A 24742-nucleotide genomic window follows, 5' to 3' on the forward strand; every position below is an offset into this window, starting at 1 on the left:
TCGTGATGACGCTCGTGATCCTCGGCGGCCTCGGCTTCCCGGTGCACGACGAGCTCCTGCGCCGGGCCAGGCTGCGGCTCCGGGGCGAGCGCCCGCCGCGGCTGTCGCTGCACAGCCGGGTCGTGCTGATCACGACCGCGGTGCTGCTCGCGGTCGGGGCCGCGGGCTTCCTGGCGCTCGAGTGGTGCCGGTCGATGGACAGCCTGTCGTGGCCGGTCAAAGTGCTGGCGAGCCTCTTCCAGTCGGCGATGACGCGGACGGAGGGCTTCAACGAGGAGCGCGTGGGTATCGGGTGAGCGCGGCGCCGGTCCGGGTCGCGGCGCGTCCGCCGCGGAGGCGCGGTGAGGCGGCGCCGGCGATGGACGCGCCGCGGGCCCGCCCCGCGGCAGGGCTCCGCGCGAGGGATGTCTCGGTGCGGTCGGGGCCGGGGCGGACGCTCGACAGCCCCTCTCGGCGACCTCTGAAGATCGGCGATGTTCGATTCATGAAACCCGTACGATCGGCAATCGGGACATCGTCGATCACCACCTGATTACGAGTGCTCCCGACGCCTCGTTCGCGGCGGGCTCCGTCGCGGTGTGCGAGCCCGTCGCGGGCCACGCGGGCCAGGACTGCCGGCCGGGAGCGATCGCCTCATGACGCAGCGCCGCGACCACATGCCCCTTCACGCCGAAAAAAGCCGTACGTCCCGCTTGACCTTCATTCCGCGGTTGTGTGTAATCGGCTGCGCTGCGAATAGCCTTGAATTGTGGACCGTCACCCTGCCACGGCGTCGATGGACTCGCCCATCGAAGCGTGAGTACCAGCGTGATGCAGCATGGTATCCGTGCCGACCGCGCCCCTGAAACGTCGGGGGTGCGCCCGTGTCACCGGCTGCCGCCCTGGAGCTCACTCCGGTGCTCCTGGGACGGTTCTGAACGAGATGCGTGACGCCCTCGCGTCGCTGCTCGGGCTCGCACACGGCGGCTGATGTTCTGCCCCTGAAGAGACTCCTGCCACCACACACGACATGACCTATCACGACTTCAGCTCCGAGGACGCCAGCATTCACCGCTCGTTCGAGCTCCAGGCCGGGCGCACGCCCGGCGTCGTGGCCGCATCCTTCGGCCCTGACCGGCTCACCTATCAGGAGCTGAATCGCCGCGCGAACCAGCTCGCGCACCACCTGAGGAGCCTGGGCGTCGGCCGCGACGTCCTCGTCGCGCTCTGCGCCGAGCGCTCCCTGGAGGCGCTCATCGGGCTGCTCGCGGCGCTCAAGGCCGGCGGCGCCTATGTCCCTGTCGACCCCGCGTACCCGCGGGAGCGGGTCGCCTTCATGCTCGAGGACGCCGGGGCGCCCGTCCTGCTCACCCAGGCGCGGCTGCTCCCGTCGCTGCCGCGCCACGGGGCGCGCGTGGTCCTCCTGGACGGCGATCGCGATCTGACCGCGGGCTTCAGCGGCGAGGACCCGCCGGACACCACGGGCCCCGACGACCTCGCCTACGTCATCTACACGTCGGGCTCGACCGGCAGGCCCAAGGGCACGCTGCTGACGCACCGCGGCCTCACCAACCTCACCCGTGCGCTGGCCGAGCGATTCGACGTGGCGCCGGGCTGCCGCGTGCTCCAGTTCGCGTCCCTCAGCTTCGATGCGTCGGTCTGGGAGATCGCGATGACGCTCGCCCGGGGAGGCACCCTGGTGATGGGGGCGCAGGCCGAGATGATCCCCGGGCCCGCGCTGCTCGATCGGATGCGCGCGGAGGAGGTGTCGATCGCGACCTTCCCCCCCTCCGCGCTCGCCGCCTTCCCCGAGGGCGCGGAGCGCTCGCTGCCCGCGCTCCGGACCCTCATCGTCGCCGGCGAGACCTGCCCGGCCGACCTCGCCGCGCGCTGGGCGCAGGGGCGCAGGTTCATCAACGCCTACGGTCCCACCGAGTTCACCGTGTGCGCCACGATGGCCGACGGGCTCGACCCGGTTCGGGACCCCGGCGAGCCCCTCTCCATCGGCCGGCCGATCAGGAACGCGCGCTGCTACGTGCTCGACCATGCCATGCGCCCGGTCCCGGACAGCGAGGCCGGCGAGCTCTACCTCGGTGGACCCGGGCTGGCCCGGAGCTACCTGGGACGGCCCGAGCTCACGGCGGCGCGGTTCGTCCCCGATCCGTTCAGCTCCACCCCGGAGGCCCGGCTCTACCGCACGGGGGACGTGGTGCGCCGCCTGCCCGGCGGCGATCTCGCCTTCCTCGGGCGCGTCGACCAGCAGGTGAAGATCCGCGGCCACCGCGTCGAGCTCGGCGAGGTCGAGGCCGCGCTTGGGCGCCACCCCGCCGTCCGCGCGGCGGTGGCCGTCGCCAGCGAGGGCCGCCTCGTCGCCTACGTCGTCGCGCGCCCGGACGCGCCGGACGCGCCCCCGGCCGCCCCCCGGGCCGTCGTGCCCGCGCTGCGCAGCTTCCTCCGCGAGAGCCTCCCCGAGGTCATGATCCCGTCGGCGTTCGTGCTGCTCGACGCGCTGCCGCTCGGCCCCAGCGGGAAGGTGGACCGCGCGGCCCTGCCGCCGCCAGACGCCGCCCGGCCCGATCGCGGCGACGGCGAGCCCCTCGCGCCGCGCAACCAGATCGAGGCGGCGATCGCCGCGGCGTGGGCCGAGGCGCTCGGGATCGAGCACCTCGGCGTCCACGACGACGTCTTCGACCTCGGGGCGCACTCGCTGCTCGCCGCGCGGGTGCTGTCGCGGCTGCGCCGCGCGCTCGGCGTCGAGCTCTCCCTGCAGAGCCTGTGCGACGCCCCCACGGTCGCCGCGCTGGCCGAGCTCGTGGAGTCGCTCCCCCGGCCGAAGCAGCGCCCGGCCGCCGCGGCCATCCGGCCTGCGCCGCGCGACCGGCCCATCCCCCTCTCGCACGGGCAGCGGCAGATCTGGCTCCACGCCTCGCTCCACCCGGGCGCGCTGTTCTACAACGAGCCGTTCTCCCTGCGCCTCCGCGGGCCCCTCGACGTCCCGGTCCTGGGGCGCGCCCTCGACGAGCTCCTCAGGCGCCACGAGATCCTGAGGAGCGTCGTCGCGGTCGTCGGCGGCGAGCCCGTGCAGCAGATCCTGCCCCCGGCGCCGCTCGATCTGCCGGTCGTCGAGCTGACCGCGCTGCCGGCCGAGGCGCGGTGGGGGCGCGCCGTCGCGCTCGCCACAGACGAGGCCCGGCGCCCGTTCGATCTCGCCCGCGGCCCGCTGCTCCGGGCCACGCTGGTCCGGCTCGACGAGGCCGACCACGTGCTGTTCGTGGTGGTGCACCACATCCTGATGGATGGAGTCTCCATCTTCGACGCGCTCCCGAGGGAGCTCCACGCGCTCTACCAGGCGTTCGCCGCGGGCAGGCCGTCGCCGCTGCCCGAGCGCGCGATCCACTACGCCGATTACGCGGTCTGGCAGCGGGAGCAGCAGCTGAGCGGCGCCCTCCAGCCGCAGCTCGATTACTGGAGGCGACAGCTCGCCGACCTGCCCACCCTGGAGCTGCCGACCGACAGGCCGCGCCCGGCCGCCCCGAGCCTCGCGGGGGCCCGCCACTGCGTCGCCCTGTCGCGGGAGCTCACGCTCCGGCTGAAGGCGCTGGCCAGGGAGCAGGGCGTCACGCTCTTCGTGGTCCTGCTCTCGGCCTTCAAGGCGATGCTCTACCGGTACGCGCGGCAGGACGAGGTCGTCGTGGGCACGTCCGCGTCGTGCCGCCACCCGCCGGAGACCGAGGACCTCCTCGGCTTCTTCCTGAACACGCTCGTGCTGCGCACCGACCTGCGCGGCGACCCGACGTTCCGGCAGCTGCTCGGGCGCGTGCGGGCGGTGAGCCAGGCCGCGCTCTCGCACCAGGACGTGCCGTTCGCCAGCGTCGTGCAGGCGCTCCAGCCGAAGCGGGTCCCCGGCCAGAACCCGCTGTTCCAGGTCGCCTTCGTGCTGGAGCCGCCCGTGCCGGCGCTCGATCCGGGCTGGACCCTGAGCCAGCTCGACGTGGACACGGGCGCGTCCAAGTTCGACCTGATGCTGGAGCTCGACGAGCGCGAGGACGGCATCATCGGGCGCATCGAGTACAGCACCGCGCTGTTCGACGCCCGCACCATCGAGCGGATGGCGGGCCACTACGAGGCCCTGCTCGAGGGCGCGTCGCGCGACGTCGATCTGCGCCTCTCGGCGCTGCCGCTGCTCACGCCCGAGGAGCGGAGCGCGCTCCGCGCGTGGGGCACCGCCCCGGCCGGCCCCGGGTCGGACGCGTGCATTCACCGCCTCTTCGAGGCCCAGGTCGAGCGCTCTCCCGAGGCCGTCGCGGTCGTCTTCGACGACGGCGCGGGCAACGTCACGTCGCTCACCTACCGGGAGCTGAACCGGCGGGCCAACCAGCTCGCGCACACCCTGCTCGGCCTCCGCGCGCCGGGGGCGCCGGGGCCCGGGGCCGCGCCCGGCCCCGACGAGGGGGCCCTCGCGCGCACCGACGAGGGCGCCCTCGCGCCCGAAGACCGCGTGGCCGTGTGCATGTACCGGTCGATCGAGATGATCGTCGCGCTCCTCGGCGTGCTGAAGGCGGGCCTCGCCTTCGTGCCCCTGGATCCGACCTACCCCACCGAGCGCCTCGCGTTCATGCTGGAGCAGGCCCGGGTCCGCGTGATGCTCACCCAGGTGCGCGTCGGCGCGGTGCTGCCGGGGTGCCGCGCGCGCGTCCTCTGCCTGGACGCGGATCCCGAGGAGATCGGCCGGGCGCGCGACGACAACCCGACGGAGCTGGCGACGCCGGACCAACTCGCCTATGTCATGTACACGTCGGGCTCCACCGGCCGGCCCAAGGGTGTGGCCGTGCCGCACCGGGGCGTGGCCCGGCTCGTCAAGGGCACGACGTACGCGCGCTTCGCGCCGGACGAGGTCTTCCTGCAGCTCGCGTCGATCTCCTTCGACACGTCGCAGTTCGAGATCTGGGGCGCGCTCCTCAACGGCGGCCGGCTGGTCGTCATGCCCCCCGCGCCCGCGTCGCTCGACGACCTGGATCGCGTGATCCGGCAGCACGGGGTGACCACGGTGTGGCTCACCGCCGGCGTCTTCCACCTCCTCGTGGACGAGCGGATCACGGCGCTGCGCGGCCTGCGCCAGATCGTGGCCGGGGGGGACGTCCTGTCCCCGCAGCACGTCAACCGGGTCCTCGCCGAGCTCCCGGGGTGCCGGATGATCAACGGCTACGGGCCCACGGAGGCCGCGACGTTCGCCTGCTGCGCCGCGGTGGAGCGCCCGGTCGGCCACACGGTGCCCATCGGAAGCCCGATCCCCGGCACGAGGGTGCACGTGCTCGACCGGGATCTCAACGAGGTCCCGGCCGGCGTCCCCGGGGAGCTCTGCATCGGCGGAGAGGGCCTCGCGCGCGGCTACCTCGATCTGCCGGAGCTCACCGCGGAGCGGTTCATCCACGATCCCATCGGCGGCGAGCCGGGAGGGCGGCTGTACCGGACCGGCGATCGCGTCCGCCTGATGCCGGACGGGCAGCTCGAGTTCCTCGGCCGCATGGATCAGCAGGTCAAGGTCCGCGGTTACCGGATCGAGCTCGGCGAGATCGAGGTGGTCCTCGGCGAGCACCCGGCCGTGCGCGAGGTGGTCGTGGTGGCGCAGCCGGCGCGCTCGGGCGACCGGCGCCTCGTGGCGTACGTCGTCCCGCACGGCGGCAGGGCCGCGGCGCCGCCCGCGCAAGCCGGGGCCCGCGCGCGCCCGTTCATGGCGGATCCGACCGGCGGGCTCGAGCGTGCGATCCGCGATCACGCGCAGCGGCGGCTGCCCGACTACATGCACCCCTCGGCCATCGTGCTGCTCGACGCGCTGCCCCTCACGGGCAACGGCAAGGTGGACCGCCGCGCCCTGCCGGCCCCCGTCGAGCTCCGCCCCGAGAGCGCGCCCCTGGTGGCGCCGCGGAGCTCGCTCGAGGAGCGGCTCACCGCGATATGGCAGGACGTCCTCGGCATCGAGCGCGTGAGCGTGCAGGACAACTTCTTCGATCTGGGCGGCCACTCGCTGCTCCTGATGCGCCTCCACGAGCGCGTCCGGGAGTCGTTCGGCAGCGATCTCTCCATCGTCGATCTGTTCGCGCGCCCGACGGTCACCGATCTCGCCGCGTTCCTCGCGAGCGGCAGCGGCGGCGGGAGCGACCTCTCGGAGGCCGACGCCCGGGCGCTGAAGCAGCGAGAGATCCTGAAACGAAAGAAGCAGGCAGCCAAGAGCAGACAGAATGGATCCGCTTGATCAACCCGTCCCGGAGGACCAAATCGCGATCATCGGGATGGCCGGCCGCTTCCCGGGCGCGAGGAGCGTCGACGCCTTCTGGCAGAACCTGCGCGATGGGGTCGAGTCGATCGCGGCGCTCTCGGATCAGGATCTCGCCGCGGCGGGCGTGCCCCCGGAGGTGGCCTCGGACCCGAGCTACGTCCGCGCGCGGGCCGTGCTCGACGAGGTGGAGTGGTTCGACGCGGCCTTCTTCGGGATGACCCCGCGAGAGGCCGAGATCCTGGATCCGCAGCACCGCTTCTTCCTGGAGTGCGCGTGGGAGGCGCTCGAGCACGCCGGGTACAACCCCGAGGCGTTCAAGGGGACCATCGGCGTCTACGCGGGCGCGAGCGGCCACGACACGTATTTCCTGAGCAACCTTTACCCGAACCACGAGCTCAGGAAGGCGATGGACTATCAAGTCTACGTCGCCAACGACAAGGACTTCCTGCCCACGCGGACCTCGTACAAGCTGAACCTCCGCGGGCCGAGCGTCGCGGTCCAGACCGCCTGTTCCACCTCGCTCGTGGCCGTCCACATGGCCTGCCAGGCGCTGCTCACCTACCAGTGCGACATGGCGCTGGCCGGCGGCGTGGCCATCAACGTCCCCACGCGGTCGGGTTACCTGTACCGGCACGGCATGATCCTCTCGCCCGACGGGCGCTGCCGCGCGTTCGACGCCGAGGCGCAGGGGACGGTGGTCGGCAACGGCGCGGGCGTCATCGTGCTGCGCCGGCTCGAGGACGCCCTCGACAGCGGCGATCACATCGAGGCGGTGATCCGGGGCTCGGCCGTCAACAACGACGGCTCGGGCAAGATCGGGTTCACCGCGCCGGGCGTGGAGGGGCAGGCGCAGGTCATCGCGCAGGCCCTGGCGATGGCGAACACCGATCCCGAGACGATCAGCTACGTGGAGGCCCACGGCACCGGCACGCGCCTCGGGGATCCCATCGAGGTCGCGGCGCTCACCCGGGCGTTCCGCGCCCGGTCCCGCGGCCAGCGCAAGGGCTGGTGCGCGCTCGGCTCGGTCAAGCCGAACGTCGGGCACCTCGACGTCGCCGCCGGCATCACCGGCGTGATCAAGGTCGTGCAGGCGCTCCGCCACCGGCAGATCCCGGCCAGCCTGCACTTCAAGACGCCGAACCCGGAGATCGACTTCGCGAACAGCCCGTTCTACGTCAACGCGGCGCTCGCGGACTGGGAGCCCGGCGACGGGCCCCGCCGCGCCGGCGTGAGCTCGTTCGGCATCGGGGGCACCAACGCCCACGCCATCCTCGAGGAGGCGCCCCACGCGGCGGCGGCGCCCGGCGGGCGGTCCTGGCAGCTCCTCCTGCTCTCCGCCCGCACGAGGACCGCGCTCGACACGATCACCGAGAACCTCGTCGGGTACCTCAAGGCGCACCCGGACGTCAGCCTGCCGGACGTCGCGTTCACGCTCCAGGTCGGCCGCAAGACGTTCCCGCACCGGCGCATGCTCGTCTGCAACGACACAGACGAGGCGGTGAGCCTGCTGTCGACGCTCGGGGAGCGGCGGGTCCTCGCGCACGTCGAGGAGGCCATCGATCGCCCGGTCGTCCTCATGTTCCCGGGGCAGGGCACGCAGTACGCCGGCATGGCGCGGGAGCTGTACGAGCGGGAGCCCACGTTCTGCGCCGGCGTCGATCTCTGCGCGGCCATGCTCCAGCCCGAGCTCGGGTTCGATCTCCGCGAGGTGATCTACCCGCCCCCGGGGCGGGAGGCGGCGGCCGCGGAGCTGCTCAAGCAGACGCGCTTCGCCCAGCCCGCGCTCTTCGTGATCGAGTACGCGCTCGCCACGCTCTGGATGGAGTGGGGCATCCGGCCCGCGGCGATGATCGGCCACAGCCTCGGCGAGTACGTCGCGGCCTGCCTCGCGGGCGTCTTCTCGCTGGAGGACGCGCTGAAGATCGTCGCCCGTCGGGGCAAGCTGATGCAGGAGATGCCGCCGGGCGCGATGCTCGCGGTCCCGCTGCCCGAGGCCGAGGTGCAGCCGCTGCTCGACGAGGGGGGCGGCGCGCTCTCGCTCGCGGCCGTCAACGGGCCGGCCGCCTGCGTCGTGGCCGGGCCCGAGGACGCCGTCGAGGCGCTCTCCGACCGGCTCTTCGCCGAGCGCGAGCTGGAGTGCACGCGCCTCCAGACGTCGCACGCGTTCCACTCCCGGATGATGGAGCCGATGCTCGCGTCGTTCACCGCGATCGTGGCCCGCGCGCGCCCGAGCGCCCCGAAGATCCCGATCGCGTCGAACGTCACCGGCACCTGGCTGTCCGCGGCCGACGCGCAGGACCCCGGGTACTGGGCGAGGCACGTGCGCGAGCCGGTGCGCTTCATGGCGGGGCTCGGCGAGGTGCTCGCCGATCCGACGCGCGCCCTGCTCGAGGTCGGCCCGGGCCGGGTGCTCGCGACCCTGGCCAAGCAGCACCCCGCGCGGGGCGCCCGCCGGGTGATGCTCTCGTCGATCCGGCACGTCCACCACCGCCAGTCCGACATCGGGTTCCTGCTGGAGACGCTGGGCCAGCTCTGGCTCTCCGGCGTCCGCGTCGACTGGTCGGGCTTCTACACCCACGAGCCCCGCCGGCGCGTGCCCCTGCCGACCTACCCGTTCGAGCGGAAGCGGTACTGGATCGACCCGCCCTCGAGCGCCGCGCGCCGGCCGGCGCGCAGCGCGCCGGAGCCGGCCGGCCTGATCCACCTCCTGGCCTGGAAGCGCTCGGTGCTGTCGGGGTCGATGAAGGCGTCGGCCCGGCCGGCCAGGGCGCAGTGCTGCGTCGTCTTCGCCGACAGCTACGGGCTGGGCGCCCGGATGGAGATGCGGCTCCGCCGGGACGGCTACAAGGTCATCACCGTGCGGCCGGGCGAGGGCTTCGCCGAGACGGGCGAGGGCGAGTTCACCGTCGCCCCCGCGAGCCGCGCGGACCACGCGTCCCTCTTCGGCGCGCTGCGCGCGGCGGGCGTGTCCCCCTCGCGCATCATGTTCCTGTGGGGCGTGACCAAGCCCGCGCGCGCGCCGCTCGACGCCGGCCGCCTCGCGGAGGCCCAGCGGCTCGGGTTCGCCAGCCTCGTCGCGCTGGCCCAGGGGATCGGCGACGCGGGGATTCGCGACGAGGTGCGGCTCGGCGTCGTGACGAGCCACATGCAGAAGGTGACCGACGCGGCCGTGCTCTGCCCCGAGAAGGCCACGCTGCTCGGCCCGTGCGAGGCCATCCCCAGGGCGTACCCGAACGTCTCGTGCATCAGCGTCGACATCGACCTGCCGGAGCCGCGGACGCTGCAGGAGGCGAGGCTCATCGACCAGCTCCTCGCCGAGGTCACGCTGGAGCAGACCGAGCCCGTCATCGCCTACCGGAACGGGGAGCGCTGGGTCCGGATCTTCGAACCCGCGCGCATGGACCGCGCCGAGGGCCTGCCGCCGCGCCTCCGGGAGGGCGGCGTCTACCTGATCGCCGGCGGGCTCGGGGCCGTCGGCTCCGCCCTCGCGGAGCACCTCGCGAAGGTCGCGCGCGCGAAGCTCGTGCTCGCGGGCCGGACGGCGCTCCCGCCCCGGGAGGCCTGGGACGGCCTCGCCGGCGCGGGCGCCTTCGACGCGCTACGCCGCAAGATCGGCGCGGTGCTCGAGATGGAGCGGCTGGGCGCCGAGGTGCTGCTCGTGACGGCCGACGTCACGCGGCTCGACGACATGCAGCGCGCGGTGGCCGAGGGGCTCCAGCGCTTCGGGCGGATCGACGGCGTGATCCACGCGGCGGGCGCCCGCCGCGCCGTGCCCCTCCAGCGCATGACGCGCGAGGAGGGCGAGGCGCTCCTCGCCCCGAAGCTCGACGGCGCGCTCGTCCTCGACGAGTCGCTCCGGGGCCTCCGGCCCGATTTCGTCGCGCTGTGCGCCGCGCGGACCGCGGGCGCCCGCGGGGCGGGCCTCGCGGGCCAGTGCGCCGCGACCGCCTTCCTCGGCGCCTTCGCGCAGCGGCGGGCCGCCGGTGACGGCCCGCTCACGATCGCGATCGAGTGGGACCCGTGGCAGCGGCAGGACGCCTCGCGCGGCAAGGATCCCGAGCCCGCGGCCGACTCGAGCGAGGGCGGCGCGGCCGCCGCGGAGGAGGGGATCTCGCGCGACGAGGCGCTCGACGCCTGGATGCGCGTCCTCACGAGCCCCACGCCCCACGTCCTGGTCCTGAAGCGGGAAGCGCAGGCCAAGCAGCGCCCCTCGGCCAGCTCGATCGCGCCGCCCTCGCGGGACGTCGAGTCCGAGGGCATCCCGAGATCGGTCCACCCGCGGCCCGACCTCGGCACGGCCTACGTGGCGCCGCGCGATCCGCTGGAGCGCGCCGTCGCCGAGACGTGGGAGAAGCTGTTCGGCATCGAGCGGATCGGCGTCCACGACGACTTCTTCGCGCTCGGCGGCGACTCGCTGCTCGCCGTCCAGCTCATCTCCCGGCTGCGCAGCGTCGTGAACATGGATCTCCCCGGCCACAGCCTGCTCAACGCGCCGACCGTGGCGGCCCTGGCCGAGCTCATCGCGCAGTCCGACTCGCCCTCATCCACCTCGCTGTCGAGGCGCTCTCCCGCGCGCCTCTTGCCCGCGTCGCTCGTGCGGATCAAGCCCGGCACCGGGCGGCCGCTCTTCCTGATGCACCCGGTCGGAGGGCACGTTTACTTCTACCACGATCTCGCCACCTGCCTGGACCCGGCGCAGCCCGTGTACGGGCTGCAGGCGCAGGGCATCGAAGGCAAGGCGCCGCCCTTGACCCGCGTCGAGGAGATGGCCGCGCGCTACCTCGAGGCGGTACGGCGGCACATCCAGCCGGAGGGCCCCTACGTGCTCGGCGGGTCGTCCTTCGGCGGGGTCGTCGCCTTCGAGATGGCGCACCAGCTCATCTCCGGGGGCGAGCGCGTCGCGCTTCTCATGATGATCGACACGCCCGCGCCCTCGGCGGTGTTCCCCGAGGATCTCGACACCCCCGAGCGCCTCGCCTACCTGATCAGCGGCGATGCGAGTCTCCCCGTCCCCGCGGAGGAGATCCGGCACCTCTCCCCGGACGAGCAGCTGCTCCACGTGCTCCAGCGCAAGAAGGGTGTCTCCCGGATGTTCCCGAAGCTGGCGCTCCAGGAGCTCGCCACGTTCCGCAAGATCGTCACCGCCAACCTGCAGGCGATGCTGCGCTATGTCCCCCGCCCCTACCCGGGTGACGTGCTCTTCTTCGAGGCGAGCGAGCGCGACGCCATGACCGTGAACAACCCGGCGCGGGGATGGCTCGATTTGATCCAGGGCCAGCTCACTGTCCACGAGGTCCCTGGCAATCACATCACCATGAATTTGCCGCCGAACGTGCAAGTCATGGCCGATCATCTGCGCGCGGCCCTCGAGGCGGCGGGACATCAGGGCTGATGTTGACGCCCGGCCGGCGGGCTCTTTACCATGGGTGTGGAGCGGCGACGGCGACGCCCCCGCGCGGTCGCGCGGGCTCGAGTGCGGCCAGGGCGCGCGGCGGAGGTGGAGAATGTCGAAGATCACCGCGGAGCAGGCGAGAGAGGAGCACGTCGCGCTCCTCAAGGCGTGGACGAAGGCGGTGGGGGCCGTCAAGGACTACGGCTTCCTCGATCGCCACCTGGCCGAAGGCTGGCGGTACGTCGATTACAACGGAGTGCAGCGCGGCAAGGACGAGTACCTGAAGCTCGTCGACAGCATGTTGACGTACACGCAGGAGCTCCGGCAGTGCGACGTGCGTATCGTCGGCGGGGACGTCGCTATCGTGAGCGGCGTCTACCGCTCGCGCGCCGAGCTCAAGGGCGGTGTCAAGCTCGATAACACCATCGCCTTCACCGCGGTCTGGGAGCTCAAGGGCGGTGAATGGAAAGCCCTCGTGCACCACACGACGAGGATCCCTGACGCGTCGTGATCGACGTCCGCGCCGAGCGGGTCGAAGCGCTCCGGCGGCCGGCGCCTCGCCGGCGAGGCCGGAGGAAACGTTGACAGGGATCCTGCTTCGAGTACCGTACACTCAGTATCGTCCTATCGACGATCACCAGGGCTCTCATGGATCTTCGCCGGTTCCTCACGCACGCGGTGCAGATCGCATCTGCGCTGTCGAAACTTCATAAGTCAGGCACCCTTCACCTGGACATCCGCCCCGCGAACCTCTCCGTGCACCCGGAGAGCGGGGAGGTGTCGCTCGACGGTGGGCTGGCCGTGGTGCGCGGCGATCTCGGCCTCTCCGACGAGACGAAGATCAACCCGGAGTCGCTGCCCTACATCGCGCCGGAGCGGACGGGCCGCGTCGACTGGCCGATCGACGAGCGCGCCGATCTCTACTCGCTCGGCGTCACGCTGTACGAGCTGCTCTCCGGCAAGCTGCCGCTCGACGCCGAGGACGCGCCCGCGTGGGCGCACGCCCACATCGCGAGGGTCCCTGTGCCGCTCGCGGAGCTGGTGCATGACGTGCCCCGGATCGTCTCCGAGATCGTGATGAAGCTCCTCGCGAAGTCTCCGGAGGAGCGTTATCAGACCGCCCGCGGGCTCTGGTCGGATCTCCTCATGTGCCAGACCGAGCTGGAGGAGCTCGGGATGATCGACTCGTTCCCGCTCGGGACGGCCGACATCCCGGACCGGCTGCAGCTCCCGACGAAGATCTACGGCAGGAGGCGCGAGCGCGCGATCCTGCTCGAGGCGTTCGAGCGTGTGGTCGCCACGGGCACGGCCGAGCTCGTGCTCGTCGCCGGGTACTCGGGCGTCGGGAAGACCTCGCTCGTGAAGGAGGTGCAGGCGCCCATCGTCCGCGAGCGCGGGGCGTTCATCTCCGGGAAGTTCGATCAGCTCCAGCGCGACATCCCCTACCGCACGATCGCCCAGGCGTTCGGGGAGCTCGTCCGGCAGATCCTGACGGAGAGCCCGCAGTCGCTCGCGGGGTGGAAGCACCGGTTGAGCGACGCGCTCGGCGAGGAGGGGCGGGTCATCATCGACATCATCCCGCAGCTCTCGCTGATCCTCGGCGAGCAGCCGCCGGTGCCGCCGCTCGCGCCGAACGAGGCGCGCAGCCGCTTCGTCCGCGTGTTCCATGCGTTCCTCGGCGTGGTCGCGCGCAAGCGGCACCCGCTCGTGCTGTTCGTGGACGACCTGCAGTGGGCAGATCCCGCCAGCCTGAGGCTCATCCGCGACGTCGTCGCGGCGCCCGAGAAGCGGCACCTGCTCGTGATCGGGGCGTACCGCGACAACGAGGTGACCCCGTCGCACCCGCTCATGGAGGTGCTCCGGCAGATCCACGCCACGGGCGCGCGCGTCTCGACGCTCAGCCTCGACCCGCTCCCGCACGAGAACGTCCTCGAGCTCGTCACGGACACCTTCCGCTGCGAGGACGAGCTGGGGGCTCAGCTCACCAGGCTCCTCGTCCAGAGGACGGGCGGCAACCCGTTCTTCGTGGGCCAGTTCCTGACGGAGCTCTATCGCCAGAAGCTGGTCTGGGTCGATCCCGTGAGCGCCGTCTGGTGCTGGAACATCGGGGCCATCGCCGCGCAGAACCTGACCGACAACGTCGTCGACCTGGTGCTGGGCCGCCTCAGGCGGCTGGACGGCGAGACGCAGCGGGTCCTCTCCCTCGCCGCGTGCCTCGGCGCCCGCTTCGACGCCGAGGTCCTCTCGGCCATGTACGGCGAGTCGACCGAGACGACGCACGCCGCCATCTCCCCGGCCATCCGCGAGGGGCTCGTGGCGCGCCGAGGCAGCACGTACAAGTTCCTCCACGACCGCGTGCAGCAGGCCGCGTACCTGCTCATCCGCGAGGGCAACCACGCCTCGACGCACCTGCGCATCGGGCGCCTGCTGCTCGTCCAGACGCCGGAGGAGGCGCTGGAGGACCGGCTGTTCGAGATCACGAACCAGCTGAACATCGGCGCCTCCTTCATCACCGATCCGGGCGAGCGGCGCAGGACGGCCGAGCTGAACCTCCGCGCCGGCAGGAAGGCGAGGGCCTCCGGGGCCTACGGCTCCGCGGTGGCCTACTTCGCCGCGGGCTGCGCGCTGATCGGGGAGGACGACTGGGCGGGAGCCGACGATCTGCTCGCCTTCGCGCTGCACCTCGATCTCGCCGAGAGCGCGTGCGTGAACGGGGAGTTCGATCGGTCCATCGACCTCTGCTCGGTGCTCCTCGAGCGCGCGCGCACGCAGCTCGACAAGGCGGCGGCCTACCGCGTCCTGATGCAGAACCACATGGCCCGGTCCGAGCACGACGCGTGCATCGGCGTCGGGCTGGAGTGCCTCGCGCTGCTCGGCATCAAGCTCGGGAGGCAGCCGGCCGACGAGGAGGTTGTCGCGGAGATCACGGCGCTGCGCGACGCGCTCCGCGATCGCACGGCCGACGAGATCCTCGGCCAGCCGAGGATGACGGCGCCGCCGATGCTCGCGGCGATGGGCGTGATGGCCGTGATGTACGCCTCGACCTTCTACACCGATCCGAACCTCAACGACCTCCTGGTCTGCCAGATGGTCCGGCTCAGCCTGCTCCACGGCAACGCGGAGCCGACCGGCATCGGGTACACGTGCCTCGGCAAGGCGCTCTGCCAGAAGCTCGGCGCGTACCAGGACGGCGACCGGATCGGCAGGGTGGGCTACGAGCTGACCGAGAAGATGAACGCGCTCGTCTACAAGCCCGAGGTGGCCAACCTCTATGGCTGTCTGATCTCGGTCTGGACGCGCCACATCGACACCGGGATCGCCTGCCAGCGCGTGAGCATCCAGGCCGCGAACGAGGTCGGGAACCTGACGTGGGGGAGCTTCAGCAACATCCAGCTCACCCTGAACGTGATCGTGCGGGGCGATCCGATCGAGGAGGCGTACAAGGTCGCGGTGAGCGCGCTCGACTACGCGACGAAGGCGAAGATCACGTTCGCCGCGGACGCCGTGACGAGCATGCTGCGCCTGGTCCAGGCGATGAGGGGCGCCACGCGCCACCTCGGCACGATGAGCGCGGACGACTTCGACGAGCAGGCGTTCGAGGACCGCCTCGAGAAGGAGAGCTTCCCGAGCGTGCGGCTCGTCCATTACGTGATGAAGACCGCGCAGCACCTCCTGGCCTCCAACCCCGACGAGGCGGCCCTGGCCGCGGAGAAGGCGGAGCGCAACATCTCGGGGGGCAACGGGATGTTGTTCTCGGCCGAGTACCACTACTTCGGCGCCCTCGCCCGGGCGGCCCGCTTCTCCGGGGCCCCGGCCGAGGAGCAGGCCGGGCTCCGGCGGTCGCTCGCCGGCCACGAGGAGCAGCTGCGCGTCTGGGCCGAGAGTTGCCCCGACAACTTCGCCGGCAAACACGCGCTCGTAGCGGCGGAGCGCGCGCGCGTCGACGGCAGGCACGACGAGGCCGCGGCGCTCTACGATAAGGCGATCGTGGCCTTCCGCGAGTCCCGGTTCATCCACCAGGAGGCGCTCGCGAGCGAGCTCGCCGCCCGGTTCTACCTGGATCGCGGCTACAGCGGCCTGCCGGGGCTCTACCTGCGGGAGGCGGTGGCGTCGTACTCGCGCTGGGGCGCGAGCGAGAAGGTGAGGCAGCTCGAGCAGCGGCATGCGCTCGTCCTGAATCAGGAGCAGCGCCGCGCGACGAGCAGCGGCGTCATGACGATGGCGGCGGAGGCCATCGACGCGCAGACCGCCGTGAAGGTCTCGCGGTCGCTCTCGAGCGACATGACGCCGAAGGAGATGATGGAGTCGCTCATGCGGCTCGTCGTCGAGCACGAGGGGGCGGAGCGGTGCTGTCTCCTGCTCACCGGGGACGGCCTGCGGCTCGCCGCCGAGGCCGTGGTGGACCGCGACGGCATCAGCATCCGCGTATACGAGCGGAGCACGGCGCCGCTCGCGACCCGCGTCCCGGCGTCGATCGTCAACTATGTCGAGCGGACGCGGGAGCGGGTGGTGCTCAGCGACGTCGGGGCGAGCGGCGCCTTCGCCGGGGACGAGTACCTCGTGCGCGAGCGGCCGAAGTCGGTGCTGTGCATGCCGCTCATGAAGAACCCCGGCGAGGTGGGCGGCCTCCTCTACCTGGAGAACCGGCTGGTCCACGGCGCGTTCATCCTGCGCCGGCTGCCGCTCCTCGAGTTCCTGGCCGCGCTGTCGCTGCAGAACACCGTGCTCCGCGGCGAGCTGGAGCAGGAGGCGCTGAAGGTCCAGCGGACCGAGGAGGCGCTGCGCCGGAGCGAGAGGGCGCTCCGGGATCTGGCGGAGTCGAGCGACGTCCCCACGTGAGGCGCGGGCCGCGCCGCCGCACCGGCGTGGTGTGGCGGCGCGGCGTTCAGGCGCTCTCAGGCGCTCTCGAGCACGTGGCCCACGCTGTCGAGGAACGGCCTGTCCGACACGGAGAGGTGGAGCTGCACGAACCGCCAGTGATCCCCGTGGCGCTTCACCGTGCAGGTCAGTCGGAGCGCGGGCAGGTCGAAGCGCACGCCGCCCATGGTGGCGTGGATACCGAAGCCGGCCGTCCCGGCGCAGGCGGCCGCTCCCCCGGCCAGCAGACGCACCTGGACATCGCCGGTGATCCTGCACACGAGGTCCTTCAGGATCTCGCTCTGCCGCCGGAACGAGGCCTCGATCTCGGCCCAGCGCGTGAAGTGCAGCTTGTCGTGTGTGCCGTAGAAGATCAGGGCATCGTCACGTACGAACATGTCGCATAACGCGTCCACGTCGCCTCGCTCGAAGGCGCGCGCGAACTCGACGAGCATCTGGCGAACCGAATCTTCTGGACTTGCCGGCTTTCTCTCCGAGGACTCCATGGCTCCGCTGCTCCCGTACCGATCCGAGCCTGATCTCGGCCGAGCATACAACACCCCGGAGGCGACGCGCGACGCCCTGCGCGCGAAAGCGCTCGGAGCCCGGGCGGCTGCGCGCGACAAGGGTCGTCGCGGTCACGAACACGTAACACCACACGACCCCGACCAGCGCCAGCCGACCAGGTGCCCCCTCGAACCCCGGAACCCAGCTGACCAGAAACCCCACGAGCAGGAACAGCAGCCCCACGCCCTGCAGCTGCGCGATCGACATCCGCTTCAGGAGGGCGCCGACCGAGAGCGAGGGCAGGTACATGCTCAGGAGGTGCACCTGGATCACCCAGCTCGCCAGCTGGACCGAGCGCTGCTCGACGCCGCACATCTTGGAGCGGCGTCGGCACCATGAGGAGGCTCATCACCAGGCGGCCACGTGGAGCGGCTGTACCACCGCCGCGAACACCGGGAGCGCCTCGCAGCGCGCCGCGTGCGCGGCCAGCGCCGGCCGCTTCGCGGCGTCGGTGAGGGCCGGGTGCGCCTCGCCGACGAAGCGCAGCGCGCAGGCGACCGCGATGTCGGCGTGGCTGAAGTCGCCCAGCCACCAGGTGTCGCCGCTCCGGGCGGCGCGCTCCCGCTCCAGCAGGTCGAGCGTCTCGCCGATCTGCGCGGTGCAGCGCTCCACCCAGACAGGGCTCCGGCGATCGCCCGTGCGCAGCACGTGCTCGTAGAGCAGGCTCACCGCCTTGTCCGCGAGCCCCGTGGCGAGCGCACAGACCCGCAGCCCTGCGCGGCGCGCCTCGCCCGAGCGCGGCAGGAGCGCGCGCTCGGGCCCCACAAGGTCGTCGAGGGCGTCGAGGATCGCCGCGCTCTCCACGAGCGGCTCCCCGCCGTCCGTCACGAGCACGGGGACCCGCCGGAGCGGGTTGTACCTCGCGATGGACTCCGCGTCGGCCCACACCGACCACGGGCGGTGCTCGTACGCGAGCCCGTAATGCTGGAGCGCCACGGCGACGCGGCGCACGAAGGGAGAGTCGTACTGGCCAATCAGGATCATGGCGGCTCGTTTAACCGAGCCTGCCCCGCGCGGCTACCAGGCCGCGCACACCCTGGCCGGCCGCGTCGAGGGCCCCGGCGACTCCATGTCGCGGCGGGCAGCTCCATCGAGGAGAGCTCCTGAGCGCTGCCCGCCGGAGCTGTTCTCTATGCCCGCGCGCCCTTCTTGAGCTCTGCACGCGCGGCGCCGACCACGGACATGAACTCACGCGCGCGCTCCGTGAGGACCTCGTCCCTGCCCGCCGCGAGCGCCGCGGCGTCCACGAGCTCGCCGCCGACCCCGAGCGCCACGGCGCCGGCCTCGATGAAATCCCTGGCTGTCGTCAGGTTGACCCCGCCGGTCGGCATCATCTTCACCTCCGGGAGCGGCGCGCGCAGGGCGCGCAGGTACTTCGCGCCCCCCATGGCGGAGCACGGGAACAGCTTCACCGTGTCGGCGCCGGCGTTCCACGCGGTGATCACCTCGGTCGGCGTGAGCGCCCCCGGGAATACCGCCTTCCCGAGATCGTGCGCCGCGCGGATGACCTCCAGGTCGAGCCCCGGGCTCACGATGAACTCGGCGCCGGCCTCGATGCACCGGCGGGCCGCGTCCGCGGTGAGCACGGTGCCCGCGCCGACGAGGACGTGGTCCCCCATCCGCGAGGCGATCTCGCGCATGACGGACAGGGCGTCGGGGACGGTCATCGTGATCTCGATGACCTCGATGCCCCCCGCGCACAGCGCGCGAGCGGCCCGCACGGCGAGCTCTCCGCGCGGCGCGCGCACGACGGGGACGACGCCGATCTCCTCGACGCGGCGGACGACTTGCTCCCTGTTCATCGCTCGATCCTCGCGCCGGCCCCGCTCATGGCCCTCCGCACCTCGGCGAGCGACGCCATCGAGGTGTCCCCCGGGGTCGACATCGCCAGCGCGCCGTGCGCGACGCCGCACTCGAGCGCCCACTGCGGGCTCTGCTCGGTCAAGAGGCCATAGATGATCCCCGAAGCGAACGAGTCGCCGCCGCCCACGCGGTCCAGGATCTCGATGTCTCGCTGCGGGACCTCGTGAAACTCGCCCTTGTAGTACAGGATGCCACCCCAGCCGTTCACGCTGGCGGTCTTGGCCGTCCGGAGGCTCGTGGCGACGACCGAGATGTTGGGATACGCCGCGACGACCTCGGAGATCATCCGGCGGAAGCCGTTCGTATCGAGCTGGCTGTAGCTGCTGTCCACGCCGGACACCTCGAAGCCGAGGCCCGCGACGAAGTCCTCCTCGTTGCCGAACACGCAGTCGACGTACGGCATGAGGGCGCGATTGACCTCGCGCGCCCGCCGCTGGCCGCCGAAGTTCTTCCACAGCGAGGGTCGGTAGTTGAGGTCGTAGGAGATCCGTACGTCATGCGCGCGCGCGACCTCCATGGCCTCGTGCGCCACGTCGGCCGTGGTCTCCGAGAGAGCGCAGAAGATGCCGCCTGTGTGCAACCAGCGCGCGCCGCGCTCGCCGAAGAGGGTCTCCCACGGCACGTCCCCGGGCCTGAGCTTGGACGCCGCGCTGTGGCCGCGGTCCGAGCAGCCGGCGGCGGCGCGGGGCCCGAAGCCGCGCTCGGTGAAGTTGAGGCCGTTGCGCACGTCCCGGCCCACGCCGTCGTAGTCGACCCAGCGCAGGAAGGACGTGTCGACCCCGCCCTGGAGCATCAGGTCCTCGATGAGGCGCCCGACGGCGTTGTCCGCGAGCGCCGTGACGATGGCGGTGCGGAGCCCGAAGCAGCGCCGGAGCCCCCGCGCCACGTTGTACTCTCCCCCGCCTTCGCCGACGTCGAACGTCCGCGCCGTGTGGACGCGGCGCTCACCCGGGTCGAGGCGCAGCATCACCTCGCCGAGGCTCACCTGGTCCCACTGGCAACCTTTTGCACTGCGAATCTGCATCTTCTTCTCCTCAACGGCTCATCCAGCCGCCGCCGACGACCGGCCCGTGGCCGAGCGCTGGGCGGCCGACGACCTGCGGATCCGCCCCGCGTCGTTCACGAGGATGTCGAGGCGACCGAGCTCTGCCCCGCAGGCTGTGGAGTGAACGCGGCCGCTTCGATGCATGGACGAGTTGTTGAACCAGTCGACCGTTCGACAAGGCTCTCGACACGATCTCCGATGCCCCACGCCGTGCGCGTGGCAAGCGAGCCGGCAGCGTGCGGCGCTGCGCTGCGACTATGTTGGAAAATTGTTCGAATAGTCCTCTGGCGTCGCTTTTCCAGGGTTGGTGTCGGATCGTATAGGGAACCTTCTGCCAGCGGAGGTGAGCGTGGCGATTCGCCCTTGAACTCCTTGAATCGTTTTGCTTTCCCGTTCCCCACGGCTGAGATCCCCGGTGGACCGGTACGCGTGCGGGTCGCAGGTGAGACCTCGCACCCAGCGCGGGCGATGCCCCCGCGACCTCGCCGTTGCTCGCGCCCACGACAACCGGGCGAACGCAGTCGGTGCAGAAATCGATCCCGATCTCAGGGACGAAGGGCCGCGCACGGCGGCCTGCTCAGGGGAGAGCGAAAGGACACCCGACGACGAATTGTGAGCGTTCACATTACGGGTGTCAACGAAAATGGAAGGGCGCGACGCCCTCCTCGATCCCGATGGGTGCGCAGCGGCGGTCGGCCGCGGCGCCCATGACCCAGGTCGAGGAGAGGGCGGGTGGCCGCCGCCCCGCCGTCGTGCTGGCCGACGGCGACCACTGAGACCGAGTCGCCCAGCTCACCCGCGACAGCGACCACCGGAACGTCGGAGGTGACCCGCTGCTTCGAGCACGCGCTCCCGCGCGCATCGAGCGCTCCTCCTTGGCAACCCATCCGGAGAGCGATGTAAGTCTCCCCAGAGCCCAGAGGGTCCCTGCTGGGATAGGTCCTCAGTCGGGGGCGAGCGGATTGGAAATTGGAAACCACATCGAACATAACCGCGGCCCGGTGCTCGCCTCGCTTGCCGCGCCGCTCCGGAAGAGAGTTGCCCGCCACCGAGTCCGAGCTTGGCCGCAGGGCGAATTGGTGTTGACATCGATAATGTGAACGTTCACATTGTGGCCTCCTTATTCGGCTTTGTCATGAGGGGGTCGTCATGCGCAGCGGCACCTTCGCTCTCGGGATCGAGTTCGGCACCGACTCCAAAAAGACTGCACCATGAAAATACTCACGAGTATTCCGACGACTCTCGCCAAGCTGTGCCTGATGATGACGCTCTCGCCGCTCGCGGCGTGTGCATCCTCTTCCGCGACCACCGCGACGCCACCCGGGACGGCGGGCGACACGAGCAAAGCGGCGGCCCCGCTGGCCGTGCCGGCGGAAAAGCATGGTCCGATCCTCGACACGCACATCCATCTCTACCAGGTCACGCGTCCGGGCGGCGTCGTTTGGCCGGAAGCCAAGCAGAAGCCGATCTACCGCGACGTGTTGCCCCCGGAGTATGAAGCCATCGCGAAGCAGAATGGCGTCATCGGCACCGGCATCGTCGAAGCCAGCCCCGTCGTCGACGACAACTTCAAGGTCCTCGAGATGACGAAGGGCAACGACTTCTTCAAGTTCCTCGTCGCGCAGCTCGAGATCGGCTCGCCGAGCTTCAGCGCCGATCTGGCGCGCCTCGCCGCGGACCCGCGCGTGGTCGGCATTCGGGGCTTCCTCTGGAGCCCGAAGCTGACGCTCGACGCCAAGCAGCTCGCCTCGCTGGAGGAGCTCGCGGCCAAGGGCATGACGCTCGACATCATCAGCCGCGGCACCCTGAACCCGAAGGACAAGGTCGAGGCGCTCGCGACCGCGGTGCCCAAGCTCCGTATCATCATCGACCACCTGGCGGGCGCGAAAGGGCCGACGCCGGATCCGGCCTGGGTCGACGCGGTTCAGCGGCTGGCCAAGCACCCGAACATCTACATCAAATTCTCGTCGTTCTTCGACATGTACAACCCGGCCGCCACCGAGGACGATCCCTGGAAGGCGCCGACCGATCTCGCGGCGTACAAGGCGCACTTCGACGTGCTGATGAAGGCCTTCGGCGAGGACCGGCTGATCTGGGGCAGCAACTGGCCCGTCGTCGACATGGGCGGCAGCCTCGCGTCGGAGATCGAGGTCGCCGAGCTCTACCTCAAGGAGTTTGGTCAGGGAGCGCGTGACAAGGTGATGTACAAGAACGCGCAGAAGTTCTACGCGCGTCACCCCTGAACAGCGGCGTCCCGAGCGCCACGGCGAAGGCGGCGCCCGCCGCCCCGCTCACCGATCGTAAAGCAACGCCACGTCGCTTCGGCTTCGGCCATTCGACATGGAGCTCTGTTCTTTGGCAGGACGAAGCGGCCCGGCTGCGGAGCGCGCCGTGAGAGCCGCGAGTGAACGAAGTCGCTCAGCGAGGCAATGACAGCATGAAAGCCCTGACGATCACCGGTCCGTCGGTTGCACAGGTGAGCCAGATCCGCGAGCCCAAACCGGCGCACGATGAGGTGTTGATCCGCGTGCAACGGGTCGGTTTGTGCGGCTCCGACTTGAACACGTTCTTGGGCAAGAACCCGATGGTGACGTACCCTCGGGTGCTGGGGCACGAGGTGGCCGGCACCATCGTGGAGCTCGGCTCGGGCGTCGAGGCGGACTGGCGCGTCGGTACCGACGTCACGTTCACGCCCTACACGGCGTGCGGCGGGTGTCCCTCGTGCCGCGCGGGACGGCGCAACGCCTGCCGCGACAACAAGACCATGGGCGTGCAGCGCGACGGCGCGCTGACCGAGCTCGTGGCCGTCCCGTACCAGAAGCTCTTCACGTCACGGAAGCTGAACCTCACGGAGCTCGCGCTCGTCGAGCCGTTCTCGGTAGGCTTTCACGCGGCCGCGCGAGGGCGCGTCGAGGCCGGCGAGACCGTGCTGGTGATGGGCTGCGGCGGCGTGGGGCTCGGGGCCATCGCCGGCGCGGTGAGCCGCGGCGCGCGCGTGATCGCGCTCGACACGCAGGACGAAAAGTTCGCGCTCGCCAGGGCGCTCGGCGCGCGGGAGGCGGTGCTCGGGGACGCCGACGCACGCCAACGCGTGATGGACCTGACGAACGGCGACGGGCCGGATGTCGTCATCGAAGCCGTGGGCGCGACCGCGACTTACCGCAACGCCGTGGACTGGGTGAAATTTTGCGGCCGAGTCGTGTACATCGGGTACGGCAAAGAGCCGGTGAGCTACGAGACCAGGCTGTTCGTGATGAAGGAGCTCGACATCCTCGGCTCGCGCAACTGCCTGAACGAGTTCTCGGACGTGATCGCCTTCTTCGAGCGACGCACGTTCGACCCGAACATCCTGATTTCGAGATCGATCCCCATCGAAGGCGCGCCCGAGGCGCTCGCCGACTGGGCAGCCCACCCCGGTCGAACGTCCAAGATCATGGTGAGCATGTCGTGAGCGTGCGCGATTCAGCGCCTTCACTGGAGGGATTTCGGATGAAGACGATCCATCGGTTTCTGCAGCTGAAGAACCTGCTCTCGAAGCGCGACCCCGGGTCGACCGTGTTGCCGAGCGCGACCGGGATCCTCGCGTGGGTACGCGCCTGCTGAGCCGCCGGAGCACTGACATGGGCAATCCGATTCTTCAGTTCGGCACGAGCCGGTTCCTGCAGGCTCACGCGGACTTTTTCATCTCGGAGGCGCTCGGCGCCGGCCGCGCGCTCGGGACCATCACCGTGGTGCAGACCACGTCGAACCCCGAGAGCCGCGCGCGCATCGACGCGCTGCGCGCGCAGGGGCGTTACCCCGTGCGGATCCGCGGGCTGCGCCGCGAACAGGTCGTCGATACGACGATCGAATGCAGCTCGATCACGGAAGCGCTCGATGCGAACACCGACTGGCCGCTCGTGCGCGAGCGCTTCGCGAACGATGCGCGCGTCGTGATCTCGAACACGAGCGACAGCGGATACGCCTGCTTGCCCGAGGACACGGCGACATTGCTCGCGCCCGGCGCGGGCGTGCCGCGCGGGTTCGCCGCGAAGCTCGTCACCTTGCTGCTCGCGCGCTTCGAGGCGGGCGCCGCGCCGCTCACCCTGCTGCCTTGCGAGCTCGTCTCGAACAACGGTGACACGCTGCGCGCGCTCGTCGCCGGCCTCGCGCGCCAATGGGGCGCCGATGCCGCCTTCCTGCGCTACATCGAGCACACGTGCATCTGGGTGAACTCGCTCGTCGACCGGATCGTCTCCGAGCCGATCCGCCCCGTCGGCGCGATCGCCGAGCCCTACGCGCTCTGGGCGATCGAGCGGCGCGAGGGCATGGTGCTGCCGTGCCAGCATGAAGCGATGATCGTGACGGACGACCTGCTCCATTACGAACGCTTGAAGCTGCTGCTCCTGAACCTCGGGCACACCTACCTCGCCGAGCGCTGGCAGCTGGACGGGCGCCCCTCGGACGAGAACACGCTGCGCGCGATGCGCGATCCGGCCTTGCGCGCCGATCTCGAGGCGCTCTGGCGCGACGAGGTGGTCCCCGTCTTCGACGCGCTCGGCAAGGGCGCTGCCGCGCGCGCCTACCTCGACGAGGTGCGCCAGCGCTTCCAGAACCCATTCCTCGATCACCGGCTCTCCGACATCGCGCGCAACCATGGCGAAAAGAAGCGGCGCCGCTTCGGGCCCGTGATCGAGCTCGCGCGCGAGCTCGGCCTGAACCTCGATCAGCCCCGGCTGCACGCGGCGCTTCGCACGGCCGTGCCCGCATGAGCATGTGAGGC

12 protein-coding genes are annotated in these 24742 nt (G+C 71.2%); 8 read left to right on the forward strand and 4 right to left on the reverse strand.

What is annotated here, in order from left to right; genetic code table 11:
- Nucleotides 1-5: 5 nt before the first annotated feature.
- The 5 genes from WMF14_RS07040 to WMF14_RS07060 all read left to right on the forward strand — a co-directional run bounded on the left by WMF14_RS07040 (nucleotide 6) and on the right by WMF14_RS07060 (nucleotide 16487).
- Nucleotides 6-296: a hypothetical protein gene (locus WMF14_RS07040; protein WP_437328970.1), complete on the forward strand. Its 291-nt coding sequence runs from the start codon at nucleotides 6-8 to the stop codon at nucleotides 294-296.
- Nucleotides 297-1009: 713 nt separating this feature from the next.
- Entirely contained in the window at nucleotides 1010-6232 is a 5223-nt protein-coding gene (locus tag WMF14_RS07045) for an amino acid adenylation domain-containing protein (RefSeq protein WP_437799451.1), read from the forward strand.
- On the forward strand, nucleotides 6219-11648 hold the full coding sequence (locus WMF14_RS07050) for a type I polyketide synthase (protein ID WP_437799453.1): 5430 nt from the start codon (nucleotides 6219-6221) through the stop codon (nucleotides 11646-11648). The genes WMF14_RS07045 and WMF14_RS07050 overlap by 14 nt, the downstream gene beginning before the upstream one ends.
- 112 nt (nucleotides 11649-11760) lie before the next feature.
- On the forward strand, nucleotides 11761-12159 hold the full coding sequence (locus WMF14_RS07055; protein WP_148313982.1) for a YybH family protein: 399 nt from the start codon (nucleotides 11761-11763) through the stop codon (nucleotides 12157-12159).
- Nucleotides 12160-12296: 137 nt separating this feature from the next.
- Nucleotides 12297-16487 carry an ATP-binding protein gene (locus WMF14_RS07060; protein ID WP_437799455.1) on the forward strand — a complete coding sequence of 1397 codons (4191 nt, stop codon included), beginning with the start codon at nucleotides 12297-12299 and terminating at the stop codon, nucleotides 16485-16487.
- 56 nt (nucleotides 16488-16543) lie between these two features.
- On the opposite strand, the gene WMF14_RS07065 is transcribed toward WMF14_RS07060, so the two are convergent.
- From WMF14_RS07065 to WMF14_RS07080, 4 genes are all read right to left on the reverse strand, one after another.
- Nucleotides 16544-16960 carry a nuclear transport factor 2 family protein gene (locus WMF14_RS07065; RefSeq protein ID WP_437799457.1) on the reverse strand — a complete coding sequence of 139 codons (417 nt, stop codon included), beginning with the start codon at nucleotides 16958-16960 and terminating at the stop codon, nucleotides 16544-16546.
- Between the two features lie 460 nt (nucleotides 16961-17420).
- Nucleotides 17421-18056: a glutathione S-transferase family protein gene (locus WMF14_RS07070; RefSeq protein WP_437799459.1), complete on the reverse strand. Its 636-nt coding sequence runs from the start codon at nucleotides 18054-18056 to the stop codon at nucleotides 17421-17423.
- Between the two features lie 146 nt (nucleotides 18057-18202).
- A complete protein-coding gene (locus WMF14_RS07075) occupies nucleotides 18203-18874 on the reverse strand; it encodes a bifunctional 4-hydroxy-2-oxoglutarate aldolase/2-dehydro-3-deoxy-phosphogluconate aldolase (RefSeq protein ID WP_272100917.1) in 672 nt (223 codons plus the stop codon).
- Nucleotides 18871-19959: a sugar kinase gene (locus WMF14_RS07080; RefSeq protein WP_437799462.1), complete on the reverse strand. Its 1089-nt coding sequence runs from the start codon at nucleotides 19957-19959 to the stop codon at nucleotides 18871-18873. Before WMF14_RS07080 ends, WMF14_RS07075 begins: the two co-directional genes overlap by 4 nt.
- A 1232-nt stretch (nucleotides 19960-21191) precedes the next feature.
- Here WMF14_RS07080 and WMF14_RS07085 point away from each other — a divergent pair.
- The 3 genes from WMF14_RS07085 to WMF14_RS07095 all read left to right on the forward strand — a co-directional run bounded on the left by WMF14_RS07085 (nucleotide 21192) and on the right by WMF14_RS07095 (nucleotide 24731).
- Entirely contained in the window at nucleotides 21192-22223 is a 1032-nt protein-coding gene (locus WMF14_RS07085; protein WP_272100919.1) for an amidohydrolase family protein, read from the forward strand.
- A gap of 194 nt (nucleotides 22224-22417) precedes the next feature.
- Nucleotides 22418-23431 carry a zinc-binding alcohol dehydrogenase family protein gene (locus WMF14_RS07090; protein ID WP_272100920.1) on the forward strand — a complete coding sequence of 338 codons (1014 nt, stop codon included), beginning with the start codon at nucleotides 22418-22420 and terminating at the stop codon, nucleotides 23429-23431.
- 169 nt (nucleotides 23432-23600) lie between these two features.
- Nucleotides 23601-24731, forward strand: a complete 1131-nt coding sequence (locus tag WMF14_RS07095; protein ID WP_272100921.1) for a mannitol dehydrogenase family protein — start codon at nucleotides 23601-23603, stop codon at nucleotides 24729-24731.
- Nucleotides 24732-24742: the final 11 nt, after the last annotated feature.

This window comes from Sorangium sp. So ce693 (genome assembly GCF_051521375.1).
Classification (GTDB): Bacteria; Myxococcota_A; Polyangia; order Polyangiales; family Polyangiaceae; genus Sorangium; species Sorangium atrum.